The following is an 18,061-nucleotide window of genomic DNA, read 5'->3' on the forward strand; positions in this document are numbered from 1 at the left end:
TCGCGTCGCGGGGCCCGATCCGATCGGGTGCGCACAACTCCGGCAGAACCGGGTCACCGGGCACCGAGGATCGCCCCGGCGGCGACCAGAGCAGGAGTTGTGCCGATGCCGTCCGGCGGGCTGGTCGTGGGATCCGCGCGACGGCCCGGGCACGCACAACTCCGGCGGAATCAGCGCCCCCCGCATCTCCTCGCTCACCCACGCAGGGCATGCAGGAGTTGTGCCGCTCGGGGCGGCCGGTCGTCGCGGAGGTCGGCTGCCGCTCGGGGGCGCAACACCCCCGACGCGACCCGCCGGTAGACTTCAGCCAGTGAGCACGACCCGCGCCGAAGCCGCCTACCTGCGCTCGGTGACCGCGTTCAAGAACCCGATGCTCGACCTGCTGCACGGCCGGTTCGCCCCGTTCGTGGTGGCGGTGCTCTCGAACCTCTTCTCGCCCGACCGCCCCGCCGTCGCCGTCGCCGACGCACACGTCGAGGTCGCCGAGGCGATCGACGAACTGCGTGCGGCCGGCTACGACACCGAGGACGACCGGCGTATCCCGGCGGGATCCGCGCGCGACATCTGCCGAGCCTGGGTCCGTGTGGGCTGGCTGAGCCTGCAGATCGAGGACGACGTCGAGGTGTACCGCCTCTCGGCGCACGCCGTCGGCGCCCTCGAGATCGCCGGCCGGGCCGGCGGCGGCCGCGCGCGCGTCTCCCGATCGCGCGTGCGCACGCTCCTCGACGCGGTCGAGCGCCTCGCCCGCGACGCCGAGACCGACCCCGCGCGACGCCGTGACGCTCTGCTGGCCGAGCGGGCGGCACTGGATGCCGAGATCGCGGCGCTCGACGACGGCGTCATGGAACCACTCGACGACGAGCATCTGCTCGAAGAGGCGGAGAATGTCATCCACCTCGCCCGCCAGCTCCCCGCCGACTTCTCACGGGTCGCCGAGTCGATCGCGGCGATGCAGCGTGACGTCGTCGCCGAGCTGCGGCGCGACGCTCGTCCCACCGGCGATGTTCTGCGGGAGTACCTGGAGCGTGGTCGGCACGTGATGCAGGCCACCCCCGAGGGCCGCGCGTTCCAAGGAGCGCTGCGGCTCATCGGCGACCCCGAACACATCGACGACCTCACCGAGCGGGTGAACGCCGTGCTGACCCAGCCGTTCGCCCGTCTGATGACCCGTGAGCAACGCGCAGACCTCGACGCCATCGCGCGTCGCGTCGAGGCGGGCGTCCTCGAGGTGCTCACCGCACAGCGCCGCGCGTCGCACGTCATCACCGTGCAGGTGAAGACGCACGACCCGATCCGCGACCGCCAGATCGACGACCTCTTGCGCTCGGTGATGGCGGGGCTGCACCGATGGAGCCAGACGAAGTCGCCCGGCCGCGTCGACCCGGTACGGACGCTGCCCCTCGCCGACGTCGGCCACTTGCGGCGCTCGCTCAGCGACGTCCGCCCGCCGGGTGCCCCCGCCCCGCTCTCCGTCGACGAGACGGACGTCGAGTTCGTCGACGCCGACACGCGCGCCTGGGGCGGGCCCCACTACGCCGAGCTCGAGCGGTACGTCCAGACCCTGGGCGACCGTTTCGACCTCGCCGAAGCCTTCGCCGCTGCCGACGACGCCACCCGCCGCCCCGTCGACCTCGTGGGGCTGCTCGAGATCGCCCACCGCGGCGGGCTCGTCGACGGCGACGACGTGTCCGTGGTCGAGGCAGTCCGGCCCGACGGCACCACCCGACGCTTCGCCTTCACGGCGGTCACCGCCGTGCGCCCGACAGAAACGGATGCCGATGACTGACGTCGACACGCCCGCCCCCGCCGCGTCCGCCGACGACACCCCGGCCTTCATCGCCCCCGTCGCGATGGAGAACGACCCCGACGCGCTGTTCGCCGGGGATCGCGGCATCCTGGATGCCGACGTCCGGCGCGTGCTGGTGCGGATCCTGCAGCGCCGCTTCCTTCTCGCGGACAGCTCCCCGGCCGAATGGAAACTCCTCCTCGAGCACCAGCAGATGATCGAGTCGCGCCTGAACGACCTGTTCGTGCGGCTCGTCGTCGACCACGACCGCGGCGTCGCCTACAAGGAGCAGGTGCGCAGCGACGAAGTCGACGTTCCGATCCTGCTCAAGGACGAGGCGTACTCGCGCGCCGAGACCCTCGTACTGGTGTACCTGCGCACCGTGTACCAGCGCGAGACGACCGCGGGTTCACCGTCGGCCCGGGTCGACGTCGAAGAGGTCGAGCAGACCGTGCTGACCTACTTCGCCGAAACCGACGGCACTCGCGCGAGCCAGCAACGCGCGGTGCGCACCGCGATCGCGCGCCTCGACCGCGAGGGGATCATCGAGGAGGAGTCTGAGGGCCGGTACCGCATCGGACCGCTGATCGAGATCGTCCTGAGCGCCGAGGTCCTGCGCGAGCTGCAGCACTGGCTCGACGCGCACACGCCGGATGAGGGAGAGCCCGCATGACCATGCTCGAGACGCTGTTCGGACTCATCCCCGCCGCCTCCCGCGGTCAGCAGTGGGTCGCCGAGGAGCTGCAGCTGATCAACTGGGGCGGGTACGACGGAGAGCACCGCGTCCGCTTCGCTCCGACCGCGACCCTGCTGTGCGGTGGTTCGGGGTCGGGCAAGTCGACGCTCATGGACGCGTACGTGGCGCTCATGATGCCGCACACGACGCCGTTCAACGGTGCCTCCAACGGCGCCGTCGTGGGCCGTCCGCGCGGACAGGAGCAGCGCAACATCCTGTCGTACGGCCGCGGCAAGCTCGACGAGTCGCGCACCGACGAGGGCACGAAGGTCCGCGTCCTGCGCGGCGACGGCACCGACACGTGGACCGCGATCGCGATGACCTGGGTCGACCACGACGGCGCCCGCTTCACGGCCGTGCGCGCGTGGTACATCCCCGCCGCCGCGCGCGTGCTCGACGACGCGGTGAAGGTGCGCGGCACCGTCCACGGCGCTTTCGATCTGCGGCGACTTGAGCCGGCCGCGCAGCAGCACCTGTCGGATGTCGCGGTCCGCACGACCGGGCTGGACACCCTGGCCACCGATCGGGAGTTCTCGGCACGGCTGCATGCCGTCCTCGGGATCGGAGCCGCCGGGGCGGGAGCGAAGGCGATGAGCCTGCTCGCCCGCATCCAGGCGGGTCAGCAGATCACCACCGTCGACGATCTGTACAAGCGGATGGTGTTGGAGGAGCCCGAGACCCTCGCCACCGCGGAAGCCGTGGTCGCGCACTTCGACGGCCTCGAGAGCACCCGCACGCGCATGGTCGAGGCCCGCCAGCAGGTCCGGGCGCTGCAACCGATCCGCACGCTGAAGTCCCGCATCGACGAGGCCGCCGACCGTGTCCGCATCATCGACGCGCTCGGCCGGTTCACCGACCCGACCTCGCGGGCATCGTTGTGGCGCGCGCAACGCCGGATCGACCTCCTGGGCGCCGTCGAAGACGAGTTGCGTGAGCGCACCCACGCCACCGATGCGCTCGTGCGCGAGCGCCAGGCCCTCGCCGACGGCGCCGAGGCCGATCGCGACGCGCTGAGCGACGTGCTCCGCGCCGCCGGCGGCGACCGGCTCGAGACCGCCCAGCGCGAACTGCGCGCCCTCGAGCGCCGCCGCGTCGGCATGCAACGGGACCGCGATCGGTTCGACGGCGCCCTCGCCGCGCTCGGCACCGAGGTCGACAGCGCCAAGCGATTCGCGACGCTGGCCGACGAGGCCCGCCGCACCCTCGCCGACGCGGATGCCAAGACCGCGGTGCGCGACGCCTTCGTGGCAGCCAGCAGCCGACACACGGCGCTGCGCCAGCAGCTGGCGACCCTCGAGGCCGAACACCGGCGGACGCAGACGCGCGACGACAACATCCCTCCGCGCTTGCACGAGGCACGGGAGGCGCTCGCCGAGGCGGCGGGGCTCACGACCGCCGAACTGCCGTTCGTCGCCGAGCTCGTCGACGTGCGGACCGAGTTCGAACCGTGGCGCGGGGCCTTCACCCTGGCGCTCGGGGGTTTTGCGACGACCCTCCTCGTCGACGCCGCGCACCTGGCATCCTTCCGGGCCGCGATCGACGGCGTTCGCCTGTCGGAGCGGCTGCGTTTCGAGGGTGTGCCCACGGGCGCACCCGAGCGCACGGGGCTGGACCCCGCGACGCTGCCCGGACGCCTCGACTACCGCTCCTCCCCTTTCACCGGATGGCTGCAGGACCGGCTCGAGCAGCAGTTCGGCTTCGTGTGCGTGGATGCCGCCGACGACCTGTCGCAGCACCGCATGGCGCTCACCATTTCGGGGCAGAGCAGCCAGGGCACGCGGGGAGCCCACGGCGGGTCGGCGCGACACAGCATCCTGGGGTTCTCCAGCCGCGTGCGACTCACCGAGCTGGGCGACGAGATCGCGGCCCTCCGCCGCGAACTGTCCGAAGCGAAGAGCGCCGTCGACGAGGCCGCGGCCGCCCTGGACGCGTTCGACGACCGTCGCAGTGCCCTCGAGAAGATCGCCGACCTCACGTGGGAGCAGATCGACACGGCATCCGTGGATCGCGAGATCGAGCGCTGGAACGAAACCGTCGCCGAGGTCACCGCGGGTAACCCGCGCATCGCGGAACTGCAGGAGCAGATCGCGGGCACACGGTCCCGCGCGGCCCGCCTGCGCGAGGAGATCGGAAGCGCCAAGACCGAGCAGCAGCGCCTGGCCGCACGCTGGGCCGAGGTGACCGACGAGGTCGACGCCGCCCACGGACGTCTCGAGGATGCCGAAGACGCGGGCCTCACCCTGACCGACGACGAGGCCGCCTACCTCGACGCGCTGTTCGTCGCCCCGGAGGGCGGGGAGGTGTCACCGTCGCAGCGTCTGGCGCGCTTCGACGCGGCGTTGGAGTCGGCCTCGAAGCGGCTGCTCGAGGAGCAGCGGCAGGCGCAGGAGGTGTGGGCCGACCAGCGCGAGAACCTACGGCGCACCCTGACGGCGTTCATCGACCGCTGGCCGAGCCCGAACCTGCTCGCCGACCCCGACGAGTCCGTGGGGGACTTCGAACGCATCCTCGCCGACCTCGAGGCCAGCGGGCTGCACGAGCTGGAAGCGGAATGGCGCGACAGCCTCCTGCGACTGTCGGGCAACGATCTGACCAACCTCGACTCGTCGCTCACGCGGGCGCTGCGCGAGATCCGCGAGCGCATCGCCCCGATCAACGACATCATGCGCGACCTGCCGTTCTACGACGACGAGCACCGCCTGCAGATCGTGCCGCGCGAGAGTCAGTCCGAGGTGCGTCGTCGCTTCCGCCGCGAGTTGCGCGACGTGCGCGCGGCGATCGACGCAGCGTCCACCGATGACGAGCGCGAGGCCGTGTACGGCCGGATGGCGCGACTGATCGGACGTATCCGCCCGGGGGCACCGGACTTCGGCGACCTCATCGACGTGCGCAACCACGTGCGCGTGAGCGCCGAGCGCTTCCGCGCCGACACCGGAGGGCACGTCGCGCTGTATGACCACATCGGCGAGAAGTCCGGCGGCGAGTCGCAGGAGCTCATCGCCTTCATCGTCGGCGCGGCTCTGCGCTATCAGCTCGGGGATGCCGGCGCGGAGCGTCCGCGCTACGCGCCGGTGTTCCTCGACGAGGCGCTGATCAAGGCCGACGCGCACTTCACCAAGCGCGCGATCGGCGCGTGGCGCGGACTCGGGTTCCAGCTCGTCATCGGCGCCCCCAACGACAAGTACAGCGCGATCGAGCCGCACGTCGACGTCGAGTACGACATCCTCAAGGACACCCGCGGCCGCTCGTGGGCCAAGGCCAAGGTGGCGCTGCCGACGGGAGACTGAGGCGTCGCCGAGGGAAGGGGCCGATCAGTCGCGGTCGGGTCCGCGGACGAGGTCGAAGACCATGCGCTCCCACACGCGCCCTGCCGTCACGAGCGCGCGGTGCGCGGCGGCGGAATCGTCGGAGTGCAGCACCGCGGCCGTGGTCTTGAGCCCGTCGAATCCCCCGACCACGACGGTCGCCACCGTCACCGCGTCGACGTCGACGTTCCGCTCGCGCGCCGCGTCGGCGACGATCTCGGCGACGACGTCGATCCATCGGCGGGTGAGGGAAGCCGCGAACGCACGCGTCTCCTCCTGCTCGGCCAGCGCCCAGGTCAACCGCGAGATCACCCAGGCATCGGGATCTCCGTCGTGGAGAGCGAGCACCGCCGGCAGCAGCGCGCGCAGCCGCGCCTCTCCCGGTTCCACCGCGTCGAGGGCACGCTGGACGTCGGCGACCCATCGCTCGTGCCGGGCCGCCAGCACGGCGACGGCGAGAGCTTCCTTGCTGTCGAAGTGGAAGTAGACCGAGCCTTTCGACAGCCCGCTCGCCTCGACGATGTCGGCCATTCGCGCCCGGTCGTAGCCCAGGCGCGCGAACACCGAGGCGGCGGCGTCGATGATGCCGTCACGCGACGCCTCTCCCTGCGACGTGCGGCCCCGGGGCCGCCCGACCCGTCGCGCGGGAGCCGAAGCGTCAGGAGACATACGTCGATTATAGGTGCATAATATATAGACCGACTGGTTTGTTTAATAAGGAGATCTCATGCGCATCCTTGGACGCGGCACCACCACCCTCATCACCGGGGCATCGACCGGCATCGGGCGCGCCTTCGCGGAGCGCATCGCCGCCGACCGGGGCGATCTCGTCCTCGTCGCACGGAACGCGGATGCGCTCGCCGCCCTCGCGACCGAGCTACACGGACGGCATGGCATCCGCGCCGTCCCTCTCGCGCACGATCTCGACGCGCCCGGCGCGGCGGCCGCCCTCGCCGACCGGCTGCGGGCCGAGGGACTGCAGATCGACGCGCTGATCAACAATGCGGGTCTCGGCATCCACGGCGATCTGACGACACAGCCGCTCCCTTCGCTCACGACCCAGATCACGGTCAACGTCACCAGCCTGACCGAGCTCACGGCACTCCTCCTTCCCGGGATGCTCGAGCGCCGACGCGGCGCGATCATCAACGTCGCCAGCACCGCCGCCTTCCAGCCCCTGCCTCACATGTCTGTGTACGGAGCCACGAAGGCGTACGTGCTCTCGTTCTCGCGGGCGCTGTGGCGCGAGACGCGCGGCACGGGCGTCGATGTGCTGGCCATCTGCCCCGGCGCGACCGCGACGCCGTTCTTCACCACCGCCGGAGACGACGCGTCGGTGGGGCCGCGCCGCACACCCGAGGGTGTCGTCGACAGTGCCCTGCGCGGACTCCGCCGGGGGCGTCCGACGGTCATCGACGGCACCGCGAACGCTCTCTCGTCGCGCCTCGCCGCGCGCCTTCCCGAGCGCGCGGTCCTCGCCATCGCCGAGCGCGCCATGCGGCCGACCACGCGCCGGTGACCCCGTCCCGGAGTTCGCACGGCGCGGAGAGCGAACGCGCCCTCGGGAATTCTGCGCGGCCTGCCTACGCTGTGTGCTGAGGGCGCGGTGGAAGGCGGTGGGGAATGGAAGGACTCGAAGTCACGGTCCTGCTCGGACTGGCGATCCTTCTGGGGACGGTGCTGGCCCCTCGGCTGCGGATCGCCACTCCCCTCGTTCTCCTCGTGATCGGCCTGGCCCTCGGCTTCGTGCCCGAGCTCCGGCAGATCGAGCTTCCCCCCGAGACCGTGCTGCTGCTGTTCCTTCCCGTGCTGCTCTTCCGCGAGGCGTGGACGACGTCGCTGCGCTCGGTGCGCCGATCGCTCCGGTACATCGTGCCGATGAGCACCCTGCTGGTCGTGGCATCCGCGTTCGCCGTCGCCGGCGTTGCGACCTGGATGGGCGTGCCGTGGGAGGCGGCGCTCGTGCTGGGGGCCGCTGTCGCTCCCCCGGACGCCACCGCTGTTGCGGCCCTCGGACGTCTGCTCCCCGAACGCACGTTCATGAAGCTGAAAGCCGAGAGCCTCACCAACGACGGAACCGCCCTGGTCCTGTACTCGATCGCGGTGTCGCTTCTCGTCGGCGACCAGATCACGGCGTGGCAGATCACCGGCATGGTGCTCGTGTCGTATCTCGGCGGCGCTGTCGCCGGTGTCGCCGTCGCCGCCCTGGCGTACCTCGCCCTGCGTCGCATGGAATCGACGCTCACGATCAACCTCACGCTCGCGCTGGTGCCGTTCGTGTCCTTCCTCCTCGCCGAGATCGCCCACGCTTCGGGAGTGCTGGCGGTCGTGTTCGCGGGTCTGATCGTCGCGTGGATCTCCCCCCGGATCACCACCGCCCTATCGCGGCGGTCGGCGGATGCCACGTGGCCCTTCGGCGTCTACCTGCTCAACGGCGCGCTCTTCGTGCTCATCGGGCTGGAGATCCAACTGGTGCTGCACGAGATCTCGCCGTCCGAGATCGGCACGCTGCTACTGATCACCGGGGCCGCGTGGATCGTGCTGGCGGTGGTGCGTTATCTGTTCCAATGGCTGTTCTCGCCGCTGTCACGCCCGGCCGGGGGTTCGACCCGGTCGGTGCGCCACCGATCACGCGTGGTGAGTACCGTCGCGGGATTCCGCGGCGCCGTCTCCCTCGCCATCGCGCTCTCCGTTCCCCTCACCCTGGCCGACGGCTCGCCCGTGCCCGGCCGCGACGCCGTCGTCTTCATCACGGCCGGGGTGATCGTCCTGACCCTGCTCGTGCAGGGGCCGCTGCTGCCCGCCGTCATACGATGGGCGAAGCTGCCGACCGATGACGCCGCCGTCGAGGAGTTCGAGCTGGCGCAGCGGGCGATCTCCGGTGCCGCCCTCGCCGCGCTCGACGACCTCGCCGCCGAGCACGGCATCAGCGACGTGGTGCGGGACCGCGCGCGGCGGGAGGGCTATGAGCGGCTCGAACTGGCGAACGCGCGCGTCGTCGCGCGGCTGCGCGCCGAAGAACAGGAACGCGACGACGACACCGCTGCCGGTGACGACGACGCGGCCTCGCGCATGGGCCCGATCCCCCCGGGCGCGGACGGCGACACCGACGGGCAGCGTGCGGCGGGCCAACTGGAGATGCTGGCCGTGAGCGACGACATCGACCTGTCCCAGCGGTCGCCGCTGCTCCGCCACCGCGAGGCCACGCGCCTGCGGCTGGCCATCCTCGACCGCGAGCGCGAGGTCCTCCTCCGCCTGCGCCGCGAGGGCACGATCGACGATCTCGTCGCCCGGCGGATCCTCGGTGACCTCGACATCGAAGAGATCCGCGCCCGCGGGATCGAGAAGAGCGCCGACTGACCGCCTCGCCCCTGAGAGCGATCAGTTCAGCGACCCGGCTGCACGACTCCGCTCTCGTATGCGGCGATCACCAGCTGCGCGCGGTCGTGAGCGCCGAGCTTGAGCATCGTGTTCTTCACGTGGGTCTTGGCGGTGTGCGGCGAGATGAACAGCGCCGCGGCGATCTCGTCATTGGAGCGGCCCCGGCCCACGAGGTGCAGCACCTCGCGCTCGCGCTCGGTCAGGGCGTCGAGAGCGGGCGCCGGACGGGCGGACTCGGATGCCGTGCCGTGCACGTACCGCTCGATCAGCGCCCGGGTGGCCACCGGCGACAGCAGTGCGCCCCCGTCGTGCACCGTCCGCACGGCCTGCACGATGTCGTCCGGTTCGGCGCCCTTGCCGATGAAACCGCTCGCCCCGGCGCGAAGGGCCGCCACGACGTAGTCGTCCTCTTCGAACGTCGTGAGGATGAGCACGCGCGTCTCGGCGAGACCGGGGTCGCCGCAGATGCGCTCGGTGGCCTCGATCCCGTCCATTCGCGGCATCCGGATGTCGCACACGACCACGTCCGGGTGGAGACGACGCGCGAGGTCGACGGCTTCCTCGCCGTCGGCGGCCTCGCCCACGACTTCCAACCCCGGGGCGGAGTCCAGCAGGTCACGGACGGCGACACGGATGAGCGCCTGATCGTCGGCGATGAGCACCGTGGTCACGCGGCACCTCCCGGAGTCACACGCATAGCGCCCGCCGCCGGCGCGAGAGGAAGTCGCGCGGCGAGACGGAACCCGCCCGGCCCGGGGCCGGCCTCCAGGACACCGCCGACCGAATCGACGCGCTCGCGCAGGCCGACGAGACCGAATCCGGACGGCGGCAGCTCCGACGCCGGCGCCACCCGATCGACCGGGTTGGTCACGACCACCTCGAGCTCGTCGCCGTCGCGCCGCAAGAGCACGTGCACCCGACGAGCCGTTCCGTGTTTGAGGGCGTTGGTCATCCCCTCCTGCACGACGCGGTAGGCCACGATGTCCACGCTCAGAGGCAGGTCCTCCGCCGCGGACGGGAGGCCGAGCTCGTCCCGCACGACCGCCTCCCACCCGGCGACGCGCACCGATTCGACCATGTCGGCCAGCCGGGCGAGGCCCGGTTGCGTGCGGCTGTCGGCCTCGTCGGGTGTGCGCAGGAGAGTGAGCATCGAGCCGATCTCGCCGAGCACCTCGCGGGACGCGGTGCGGATGGTCGCGAGAGCCTCGCGGGCGCGCTCGGGGCGCGTGTCGAGCGCCGAAGAGGCGACCCCGGCGTTCAGGCTGATGACCGAGATCTGGTGCGCCACCGCGTCGTGGAGATCCCGCGCGATGCGCAGGCGCTCCTCGGTCACACGTCGGCGCGCCTCGGCGTCGCGCGTCTGCTCGGCGCGCCGGGCGCGTTCGATCACCGCGCGGACATAGGCGCGGCGGGAGCGCGCGGCATCCCCCAGGGCTCCGGCGAGCGCGGCGGTGAGCCCGACCTGGAGGAACCGGGTGTCCATGCCCGTGGTGACCGACACCACGATGCTTCCGCCCGTGAGGACGGCGACGGCCGCGATCCCCACCGGAACCGCCGCGCGCCGTTCGAGCCGCGACGCGACACCGTACGAGGCGATGGCGATGGCGACCGCGGCGCCCGGCACGAGCGTGCCGAGAGCGAGGGCGGCGAGGTACAGCGCGATGCAGACCGCGAGGACAATGCGCGGCAGGCGGCGCCGCAGGAGCAGCACACCCGCCGGCAGAAGAGCGAGGGCGTACACGAGCGGACTCGAGGGCCGAAGCTCGGGGAACGGCACGGGGGCGAAGACCGGCACGATCACGAGCACGGCGATGACGGCATCCCGTACCCCGCTCGGCACGGGCGGCAGGGGATGCGGCGCCGCGTCGGGAGTCGGAGCGTCTCGCATCGTCCTAGTCTGACGTCCCGCCGACCGCGGGGCCATCGCCGTGCGGGGGCAGACGCAGATCCCCCCACGGGGGTAGGCGTTCACCCCGCCCGAGCGACGCGGAAGGCGGCGCGGGTGGCGACAGTGAGACCATGACACCCGAAACGCCCCCACCCCTCCTCTCGGTCGTCGACCTGCACAAGTCCTACGGCCGCGGCTCGGCCCGCTTCGACGCCCTGCGCGGAGTCTCGCTCGACATCCGACGCGGCGAGAGCCTCGCCATCGTCGGCAAGAGCGGCTCCGGCAAGTCCACGCTGATGCACCTGCTGGCCCTCATGGACGCCCCGTCCAGCGGCACGGTCTCCCTCGACGGAACGGATGCCGCGACCCTCCGCGGCCGGCACCTGAACCGGACGCGCAACAAGACGTTCGGGTTCGTGTTCCAGCAGTTCTTCCTCACCCCGACCGCCTCGGTCCTCGAGAACGTCGTCCTCCCGCTCAAGATCGCGGGGGTCGGACGCGCCGAGCGCCGTCGCCGCGGCATGGCCGCGCTCGCGGAGCTCGACATGCAGGACAAGGCCAAGAACAAGGCCACGGCCCTCTCGGGCGGTCAGAAGCAGCGCGCCGTCATCGCGCGCGCTTTGGTCAACGACCCCCAGGTGATCTTCGCCGACGAACCCACCGGCAACCTCGACTCCGCCACGGGCGCCGTCGTCGAAGACATCCTGTTCCGCCTCAACCGCGAACACGGCATCACCCTGATCGTCGTCACTCATGACGACGATCTCGCGGCACGGTGCGACCGCCGCATCCAGATCCGCGACGGCGTGATCGTCGCCGAGGAGGGCCGGGCAGCATGAAGACCACAGACCTCGTCTCCTCCGCCTTCGCGAACACGTTCCGGTCGAAGACGCGCACGATCCTGACCGTCCTCGCGATCTTCGTCGGCGCCTTCACCCTGACCATCACGAACGGTCTGGGTACCGGCATCAACCGCTTCATCGACGACACCGTCGCCTCGATCGGCGCCTCGAACGTGCTCACGGTGTCGAAGTCGTCGGCCGCGGGAGCGGCATCCACGGGTCCGCAGAAGTACGACCCGGATGCCATCGCGACGGCGCCGACCGACCCCGGACGCCCCGGCGCGGTCAACCAGGTGTCCGCCCTGACCGACGAGGACATCACGGCCATCGCCGACATTCCCGGTGTCGAGGAGGTCACCCCCGTACGATCCGTGACGATCGATTACGTCCAGTACGGGGACGGCCAGCGCTACGTCGCGACCGCGGGCGGTCTGATCACAGGCCAGACCCCGCAGCTTTCGGCGGGTGCGGCGCCCGACGACGATGCCTCCGCGCGGGAGGTGGCTCTGCCGGCTTCTCTCGTCGAGCCTCTCGGTTTCGCTGATGACGCCGACGCCGTGGGGAAGACGGTGACGATCGCCGTGACCGATCCGGTCCGAACGCAGCACCTGGTGGAGGCCACGGTGACCGGCGTGACCGAGGAGGCTTTCGCCTCGACGGTGGCGCTGACGAACAACACCGCTCTGCAGGACGCGTTGTTCGACGCGCAGAACACCGGTGTCCCCGCTGACCAGCTGGACCGGTATGCCAGCGCGAGCGCTCAGGTGTCGCCGGCCGCAACGCCGGAGCAGATCGACGAGGTCACGGCCGCCCTCGAGGACGCCGGCTACACCGGCCGTACCGTCGCCGACCAGCTCGGAACGTTCAAGGCGGTCATCGATGGGATCGTGCTGGTGCTCAACGCTTTCGCGGTCATCGCGCTGCTGGCCGCGAGCTTCGGCATCGTCAACACGCTGCTGATGTCCGTGCAGGAACGCACCAGGGAGATCGGCCTCATGAAGGCGATGGGGATGGGGAGCGGGCGGATCTTCTCGCTGTTCAGCCTCGAGGCGGTCGTGCTCGGTCTGCTGGGGAGCGTCGTCGGCGCGGTCGTGGCGATCGGCGTAGGAACGGCGGTGAGTGCTCAGCTCACCGAGACTCTGTTCAGCGACCTTCCGGGCCTCCAGCTCATCGCGTTCGATCCGGCGTCGATCGTCGTGACGTCGCTGGCGATCATGGGCATCGCCTTCCTCGCCGGGAGCCTGCCGGCCGCGCGAGCGGCACGGGCGGACCCGGTGGAGTCGCTGCGATACGAGTAGACCCGACGGGGCGCGGAGCAACGGTCTCCGCGCCCCGCCTTAAGCGCGCGAATGCGCGGACGCCCGCGCGATCTGGTCCGCCGTCGGGGTTACCCCGGTGTAGCGCGCGAACTGGCCCGCCGCCTGCAACGCGATGATCTCCGCGCCGGTGATGACGTCCTTCCCCGCGGCGCGCGCGGCCCGAATGAGCGGCGTCTCTGCCGGAAAGGCCACCACATCGAAGACCGTGCGGGCCGCATCGACCTGCGCGGGAGAGAACGCCAGGGCATCGGCATCCGCTCCGTTCATTCCGAGCGGCGTGACGTTGACGATGATCGACGCCCCCGGTGCGGGATCGTCGGCGATCCACCGGAAGCCGTACGCCTCGGCGAGCGCGGGCCCGGCCTCGGTGTTGCGCGCGAGCACCGTGACGTCGGCGAAGCCGGCTCCGTGGAACGCCGCCACCACGGCCTTGGCCATGCCGCCCGAACCGCGAACGAGCACGGATGCCGTCGGGTCGAGGCGATGACTGTCGATGACGCTCGCGATGGCTTCGTAGTCGGTGTTCGAGGCCGTGAGCACGCCGCCGTCGTTGACGATCGTGTTGATCGACCCGATCGCCGCGGCGGAGGGCTCGATGTGGTCCACGAGCGGAATCACCGCCTCCTTGAAGGGCATGGACACCGAGCAGCCCCGGATGCCGAGGGCTCGGACACCGCCGATGGCGGCGACGATATCGGTCGTGGTGAATGCCTTGTAGACGAAGTCGAGGTCGAGCTCGGCGTAGAGGAAGTTATGGAACCGGGTGCCGATGTTGGAGGGGCGCCCCGCCAGAGAGATGCAGAGGACGGTGTCTTTGCTCAATTCGGGCATGGCGGGACGGTTCCTTTCAGGCAAGCGGAATGCCCATGCTACGGCGGGCCCGGCTGCCGTTCCGGGGTCGCGAGGGCGCCGCAGCCTCGCGGGAGTCCGAGCACCCTCCGACGGGACGGGACGGGGCAGGGCGAAGCGGGGCAGGGCGAGATCAGCGCCTGCCGGGACGACTCGGGGCAGGGCGAAGCGGGGCGGAGCAGATTGGCCGGATGAGGACGCGACGGAACTCAGAACGGAGCGGATTCAGCACGGGGCGGGGGTGACGGATCGGCGACGAACCGCACGGCCGGCGAGTACGGGAGCGGTTCATCGACGTAGACCCTTCCCGTCGGCGAGGTCCACTCGAGCACTCCCCCGGTGAGCTGTCTCACCCGCCATCGGGTGAACTGTTTCTGCGTGTGGTGCCTCTGACAGAGGTGGCTGAGGTTGCCGACGGCGGTCGGGCCGCCGAGCGCGGCGTCGTGGGTGTGATCGACCTCGCACCGGACGGCGGGAGCGGTGCATCCGGGCCACCGGCAGTGCCGGTCGCGGGCGCGCAGGTGGCGGTCGATCGCGGCGGTGCGCTGATACGTGTCGACGTGCAGCACCGCTCCGGTGACCGGGTGTGTGATGACGCGATCCCACGGCACCGACGTCGAGTCGGCGATCGCCCGCGCGGTCTCCGCCCCGATGGGACCGTGCCCGACGAGTGTGGCGGGGTCGAGGTTCTCGCCCTGGGTCTGGAGCATGGTCAGGGCCGGGACCACGACTTGCACTCGCGCTCGAATGGCCCCCAGCGTGCCGGGGCCGTCATCGCGGCGGGTCGGATCGGCCTCGGGTGCCGCCGTGAGCAGGAGGTCGGCGAGGATGTCGGCGCGCACCTGGTCGACGGTGCGCACGTCGACGCCGTCGGGCGCCTCACCCCCCGGGGGCACGACCGCCCCGTCGCCGACGGCTGTACCGGTCTCCTGGCGAGCACCCTCCCGCGGCGTCGGCACCGGGGCCGCGGGAGTCCGAGAATCGATGAGCGCGCGGCTCTGCTGGGTCAGACGGTCGTAGATTCCCTGCGCCAACACGGCCGGCAGGGTCGCGATGAGGTCGGACATCCCGTTCTCGCCCGGCACCACTCTCACGTTCCGCGTTGCGCGTCCCGCCCGGTGCCGCTCGCTGATCGTCGTCGGTTGCAGCCGTTCGGCCAAGGATGCGAGACGGGTCCGCAGACGTCCGGGGCTGAGGCCCTCGGCAGTGGCGACGGCGAGCACATCGAACTCGCCGCGCTTCTCTGCGGGCACCGGGCGGCCGGCATCCACGATCGCGCCCACGTGCGCGCGAGATATCGCCCCCGCCTCCCACGCGGCGAGCGTCGCCGGGTAATCGTCGACGAGCTCGACCGCGCGGCCGATCTGCGCCTGCACAGAGCGATCCGAGAGGTGCTCAGCCGCAGCGATCTCGGATGCCACCTCGCGCAACGCCATCTCTGCGGCTTTCGACGACGCGCGCTGACCGGCCATCGCGGAGAACGCGAGATGCCCGGCGCGAGCCAGTGCGCGAACCCGGCGAGCCTCGGCGGCGGCCAGCTCGGCGTCAGCCACGAGCACCTCGCTCAGCACCGACGCGAGGTCGTCGTCGCCGCCGCGGAATGGCGGCTCGGGGTTCGCGAAGTGCATGTCTGCATGCTAGCGAGGGCCTCCGACATTTCCGGCGCTCGAGGGGGCGAACGGGGACAACCCCCGAGTTCAACCGCTTGGGGAGGAGAGGCGCAGCCGAACCGCGCCGGTGACCGCCCCGCGCTCTCCCGGCATCCGCGTCCACTCCCGGGAGAGCGATCTCGGCCGGTCAGCGACTCGCCGCCGCGAACAGCGCCGGAGTCACACCCAGCACCCGCCGGAAGTGCCGTGTGAGGTGCGCCTGGTCGTGGAACCCGGTACGCGCGGCGACGTCGGCGGGGCGGCCTCCTTCCAGGAGCAATCTCCGTGCCGCGCCGACCCGCCGGGTCACGAGGTAGCGGTAAGGCGCGATCCCATACGTCTGCGAGAAGACGCGCACGAGGTGGCTCGGGTGGGCGCCGAGGTCCCGCGCCGCCGACGCGATCGTGAACGACTCGGCGAACCGGTCGTCGAGCAATCGACGCAGGCGCCGAGCCAGGGGCGCATCACGGGGTGTCGCAGCGGAGCGGCCGACGTGCGCCAGCACAGACTCCCGCACGGCGAGCAGGGCGTGCTCCGCGGCCATCGCCTCACCGGGATGGCGCAGGACGGAGTGGATGCGACGTGCCGCCGCCAGCGAGAATGCGTCGGTGAGCGTGGGTCGGCGCGCAACGAATTCGGCCACGCCTCCGGGAAGCCAGTCGGGCCGCACGTAGAGAACCCTCTTGCGATACCGCTCGCCACGGACGGCCGATCGCCCGTCGTGCGGAATTCCCGGCGGCAGCAGTGTGAGCGCCGAGGGAGCGGCGTGATGCGCCGATCCGTCGAGGGAATACGTCACCGCACCGCTGTCGACCAGCATGACCGCCCAATCGTCGTGCGCGTGCAGCGGGTAGGCGTGATCGAAACTGGCGTGATAGACCTCGCGCAGCAGGGGCACGTCAGGGTGCCAGGCACGGACACGATCGCCCATGCAAGAAACGTACAAGACGCCCCTCCGCGCCCGATCGATGCTGGACGAATGACCGCAGACACCCCCACCCCCGCGCCCGTATTCGACACCAAGATCGTCGTCGTCCTCGGAGAGGGCCTCGCGCCGTGGCAGGAATTGAACGTCACCGCATTCCTGCTGTCGGGGATAGCGACGAGTGAACCCGACCTCGTCGGCGAGCCCTACGTTGATGCCGACGGCGTGCGGTACCTGGCGATGCTCCGGCAGCCGGTTCTCGTCATGACCGCGAACGCCGGTCTGCTCGGTCGCGCCCGCGCCAAGGCGTCGGCCCGCGACGATGTCGCGCTGGCGATCTACACGCGTGACCTGTTCGGCACCCCGCACGACACCGCCAATCGCGCAGCAGTCGCGGCCGTGGCATCCGAGGCGCTGGATCTGGTCGGGATCGCGCTGCGCGGACCGCGCAACGTCGTCGACCGGATCGTGAAGGGAGCGGTGTTCCACGCCTGATGGGCATCACACCGGCGCTGCGGCCCCCTCGCGCCCGGCGCGCGAGTCGATGCGGGGGCGCCGCCCACGACGCCACAACAGCCACGCGCACAGGACCCCCTGGACCATGACGATGGCGCTGATGGTCGAGGCGATGATTCCCGCGGACTGGTCCGCGGCCGTGAGCAGATCGAACCCCGCGTGCCACAGCAGCACGGGCACGATGCTCCACCGCGCTCCCACCGTCATCCAGGCCAAGAGGTAGGACCCGCACACGAGCGCGAGCATCCAGCCGACGATCCCGGCGCCCATCGCCATGTAGGTCGGGTTGAAGAAGAACGCGGGCGCGTGCCACGCGATCCACACCGCGGCGACGACGAGCGCCGCCCAGAACACCGGCATCCTCTGCGACAGGGCCGGGAGGAGCCACCCTCGCCACCCCGCCTCTTCGCCGAGCCCGAAGGTCAGCACCCACACGAGAGCCACGGCCGGCCACGCCAACCCCGGCAGCTTCTCGGTCAGCCCGAACCCCGCCGCATCCGGCCATCCGCCCGTGACGAGGAGCACCGTCAGCCACGCGATCGCGAGGTAGGCCAGCGGCATCCCGACTCCCGCGATCCACCACACGCCGGGGAAACGTACCGAGAAGGTTCGGCGCGCCCACGCGGCGACTCCGCGCCACCCGTCCTCCCACCAGGCGGCAGCGACCGCACCGCAGAGGGGACCGAAGGATGCGAGGAAGAACGTCCACGGCATCGCCCCCAGACCGCCGGCCTGGGCAGCGATGAGGATCGGCGCCCAGATCGCCCACGTGACGGCGAACGCGACCAAAAGAAACACCGTGATGCCGCCGCGACGGGCGACGACGGTCGAGGGCGATGACATATCGAGACCTTCCTTCGGCGGA

General features: G+C 71.2%; 15 protein-coding genes. 8 read left to right on the forward strand and 7 right to left on the reverse strand.

The features are described from left to right. Window positions 1-310 precede the first annotated feature (310 nt). From P5G46_RS13940 to P5G46_RS13950, 3 genes are read left to right on the forward strand one after another with little or no spacing between them, the layout of a single operon-like run. Complete coding sequence (locus P5G46_RS13940) at window positions 311-1,786, forward strand: DUF3375 domain-containing protein (protein ID WP_408905906.1); 1,476 nt, start codon at window positions 311-313, stop codon at window positions 1,784-1,786. Further along, window positions 1,779-2,459: a DUF4194 domain-containing protein gene (locus P5G46_RS13945; RefSeq protein WP_239275952.1), complete on the forward strand. Its 681-nt coding sequence runs from the start codon at window positions 1,779-1,781 to the stop codon at window positions 2,457-2,459. The genes P5G46_RS13940 and P5G46_RS13945 overlap by 8 nt, the downstream gene beginning before the upstream one ends. Continuing rightward, window positions 2,456-5,809: an ATP-binding protein gene (locus P5G46_RS13950; protein ID WP_239275953.1), complete on the forward strand. Its 3,354-nt coding sequence runs from the start codon at window positions 2,456-2,458 to the stop codon at window positions 5,807-5,809. Before P5G46_RS13945 ends, P5G46_RS13950 begins: the two co-directional genes overlap by 4 nt. Window positions 5,810-5,833: 24 nt before the next feature. Here the strand turns inward: P5G46_RS13950 and P5G46_RS13955 are convergent, their stop codons facing one another. After that, a complete protein-coding gene (locus P5G46_RS13955; protein ID WP_239275954.1) occupies window positions 5,834-6,496 on the reverse strand; it encodes a TetR/AcrR family transcriptional regulator in 663 nt (220 codons plus the stop codon). A gap of 58 nt (window positions 6,497-6,554) precedes the next feature. Here P5G46_RS13955 and P5G46_RS13960 point away from each other — a divergent pair, with 58 nt between their 5' ends. Next, window positions 6,555-7,346, forward strand: a complete 792-nt coding sequence (locus P5G46_RS13960) for an SDR family NAD(P)-dependent oxidoreductase (RefSeq protein WP_239275955.1) — start codon at window positions 6,555-6,557, stop codon at window positions 7,344-7,346. Between the two features lie 104 nt (window positions 7,347-7,450). Further along, the gene (locus P5G46_RS13965; RefSeq protein WP_408905907.1) at window positions 7,451-9,187 is read left to right on the forward strand and encodes a Na+/H+ antiporter; all 1,737 of its coding nucleotides are present in this window, start codon (window positions 7,451-7,453) and stop codon (window positions 9,185-9,187) included. A 26-nt stretch (window positions 9,188-9,213) separates the two neighbouring features. On the opposite strand, the gene P5G46_RS13970 is transcribed toward P5G46_RS13965, so the two are convergent. After that, window positions 9,214-9,879 (reverse strand): response regulator transcription factor, encoded by a 666-nt coding sequence (locus P5G46_RS13970; RefSeq protein ID WP_239275956.1) that lies wholly within the window; start codon window positions 9,877-9,879, stop codon window positions 9,214-9,216. Further along, window positions 9,876-11,096 (reverse strand): sensor histidine kinase, encoded by a 1,221-nt coding sequence (locus P5G46_RS13975; RefSeq protein ID WP_239275957.1) that lies wholly within the window; start codon window positions 11,094-11,096, stop codon window positions 9,876-9,878. The genes P5G46_RS13970 and P5G46_RS13975 overlap by 4 nt, the downstream gene beginning before the upstream one ends. Before the next feature lie 131 nt (window positions 11,097-11,227). Here P5G46_RS13975 and P5G46_RS13980 point away from each other — a divergent pair, with 131 nt between their 5' ends. Then, window positions 11,228-11,935: an ABC transporter ATP-binding protein gene (locus tag P5G46_RS13980; RefSeq protein ID WP_239275958.1), complete on the forward strand. Its 708-nt coding sequence runs from the start codon at window positions 11,228-11,230 to the stop codon at window positions 11,933-11,935. Continuing rightward, entirely contained in the window at window positions 11,932-13,236 is a 1,305-nt protein-coding gene (locus P5G46_RS13985) for an ABC transporter permease (protein WP_239275959.1), read from the forward strand. The genes P5G46_RS13980 and P5G46_RS13985 overlap by 4 nt, the downstream gene beginning before the upstream one ends. Before the next feature lie 39 nt (window positions 13,237-13,275). On the opposite strand, the gene P5G46_RS13990 is transcribed toward P5G46_RS13985, so the two are convergent. From P5G46_RS13990 to P5G46_RS14000, 3 genes are all read right to left on the reverse strand, one after another. Beyond that, window positions 13,276-14,088: a shikimate 5-dehydrogenase gene (locus tag P5G46_RS13990; protein WP_239275960.1), complete on the reverse strand. Its 813-nt coding sequence runs from the start codon at window positions 14,086-14,088 to the stop codon at window positions 13,276-13,278. A gap of 227 nt (window positions 14,089-14,315) precedes the next feature. Further along, the gene (locus P5G46_RS13995; protein ID WP_408905908.1) at window positions 14,316-15,734 is read right to left on the reverse strand and encodes an HNH endonuclease signature motif containing protein; all 1,419 of its coding nucleotides are present in this window, start codon (window positions 15,732-15,734) and stop codon (window positions 14,316-14,318) included. A 169-nt stretch (window positions 15,735-15,903) separates the two neighbouring features. Then, complete coding sequence (locus P5G46_RS14000) at window positions 15,904-16,686, reverse strand: helix-turn-helix transcriptional regulator (RefSeq protein ID WP_239275962.1); 783 nt, start codon at window positions 16,684-16,686, stop codon at window positions 15,904-15,906. A 48-nt stretch (window positions 16,687-16,734) separates the two neighbouring features. Here P5G46_RS14000 and P5G46_RS14005 point away from each other — a divergent pair, with 48 nt between their 5' ends. Next, window positions 16,735-17,175: a DUF2000 domain-containing protein gene (locus tag P5G46_RS14005; protein WP_239275963.1), complete on the forward strand. Its 441-nt coding sequence runs from the start codon at window positions 16,735-16,737 to the stop codon at window positions 17,173-17,175. Between the two features lie 6 nt (window positions 17,176-17,181). Here the strand turns inward: P5G46_RS14005 and P5G46_RS14010 are convergent, their stop codons facing one another. Then, window positions 17,182-18,039, reverse strand: a complete 858-nt coding sequence (locus P5G46_RS14010; protein WP_239275964.1) for a CPBP family intramembrane glutamic endopeptidase — start codon at window positions 18,037-18,039, stop codon at window positions 17,182-17,184. Between the last annotated feature and the right edge of the window lie 22 nt (window positions 18,040-18,061).

Origin of the sequence: Microbacterium mcarthurae (assembly GCF_046064585.1) — a bacterium.
GTDB classification, from domain to species: domain Bacteria; phylum Actinomycetota; class Actinomycetes; order Actinomycetales; family Microbacteriaceae; genus Microbacterium; species Microbacterium mcarthurae.

Coding starts and splice junctions, on each gene's coding strand:
- P5G46_RS13950 (WP_239275953.1), top strand. CDS start 2,456: ATGACCATGCTCGAGACGCTGTTCGGACTCATCCCCGCCGCCTCCCGC.
- P5G46_RS13955 (WP_239275954.1), bottom strand. CDS start 6,496: ATGTCTCCTGACGCTTCGGCTCCCGCGCGACGGGTCGGGCGGCCCCGG.
- P5G46_RS13960 (WP_239275955.1), top strand. CDS start 6,555: ATGCGCATCCTTGGACGCGGCACCACCACCCTCATCACCGGGGCATCG.
- P5G46_RS13995 (WP_408905908.1), bottom strand. CDS start 15,734: ATGCACTTCGCGAACCCCGAGCCGCCATTCCGCGGCGGCGACGACGAC.
- P5G46_RS14005 (WP_239275963.1), top strand. CDS start 16,735: ATGACCGCAGACACCCCCACCCCCGCGCCCGTATTCGACACCAAGATC.
- P5G46_RS13980 (WP_239275958.1), top strand. CDS start 11,228: ATGACACCCGAAACGCCCCCACCCCTCCTCTCGGTCGTCGACCTGCAC.
- P5G46_RS13990 (WP_239275960.1), bottom strand. CDS start 14,088: ATGCCCGAATTGAGCAAAGACACCGTCCTCTGCATCTCTCTGGCGGGG.
- P5G46_RS14000 (WP_239275962.1), bottom strand. CDS start 16,686: ATGGGCGATCGTGTCCGTGCCTGGCACCCTGACGTGCCCCTGCTGCGC.
- P5G46_RS13975 (WP_239275957.1), bottom strand. CDS start 11,096: ATGCGAGACGCTCCGACTCCCGACGCGGCGCCGCATCCCCTGCCGCCC.
- P5G46_RS13945 (WP_239275952.1), top strand. CDS start 1,779: ATGACTGACGTCGACACGCCCGCCCCCGCCGCGTCCGCCGACGACACC.
- P5G46_RS13965 (WP_408905907.1), top strand. CDS start 7,451: ATGGAAGGACTCGAAGTCACGGTCCTGCTCGGACTGGCGATCCTTCTG.
- P5G46_RS14010 (WP_239275964.1), bottom strand. CDS start 18,039: ATGTCATCGCCCTCGACCGTCGTCGCCCGTCGCGGCGGCATCACGGTG.
- P5G46_RS13985 (WP_239275959.1), top strand. CDS start 11,932: ATGAAGACCACAGACCTCGTCTCCTCCGCCTTCGCGAACACGTTCCGG.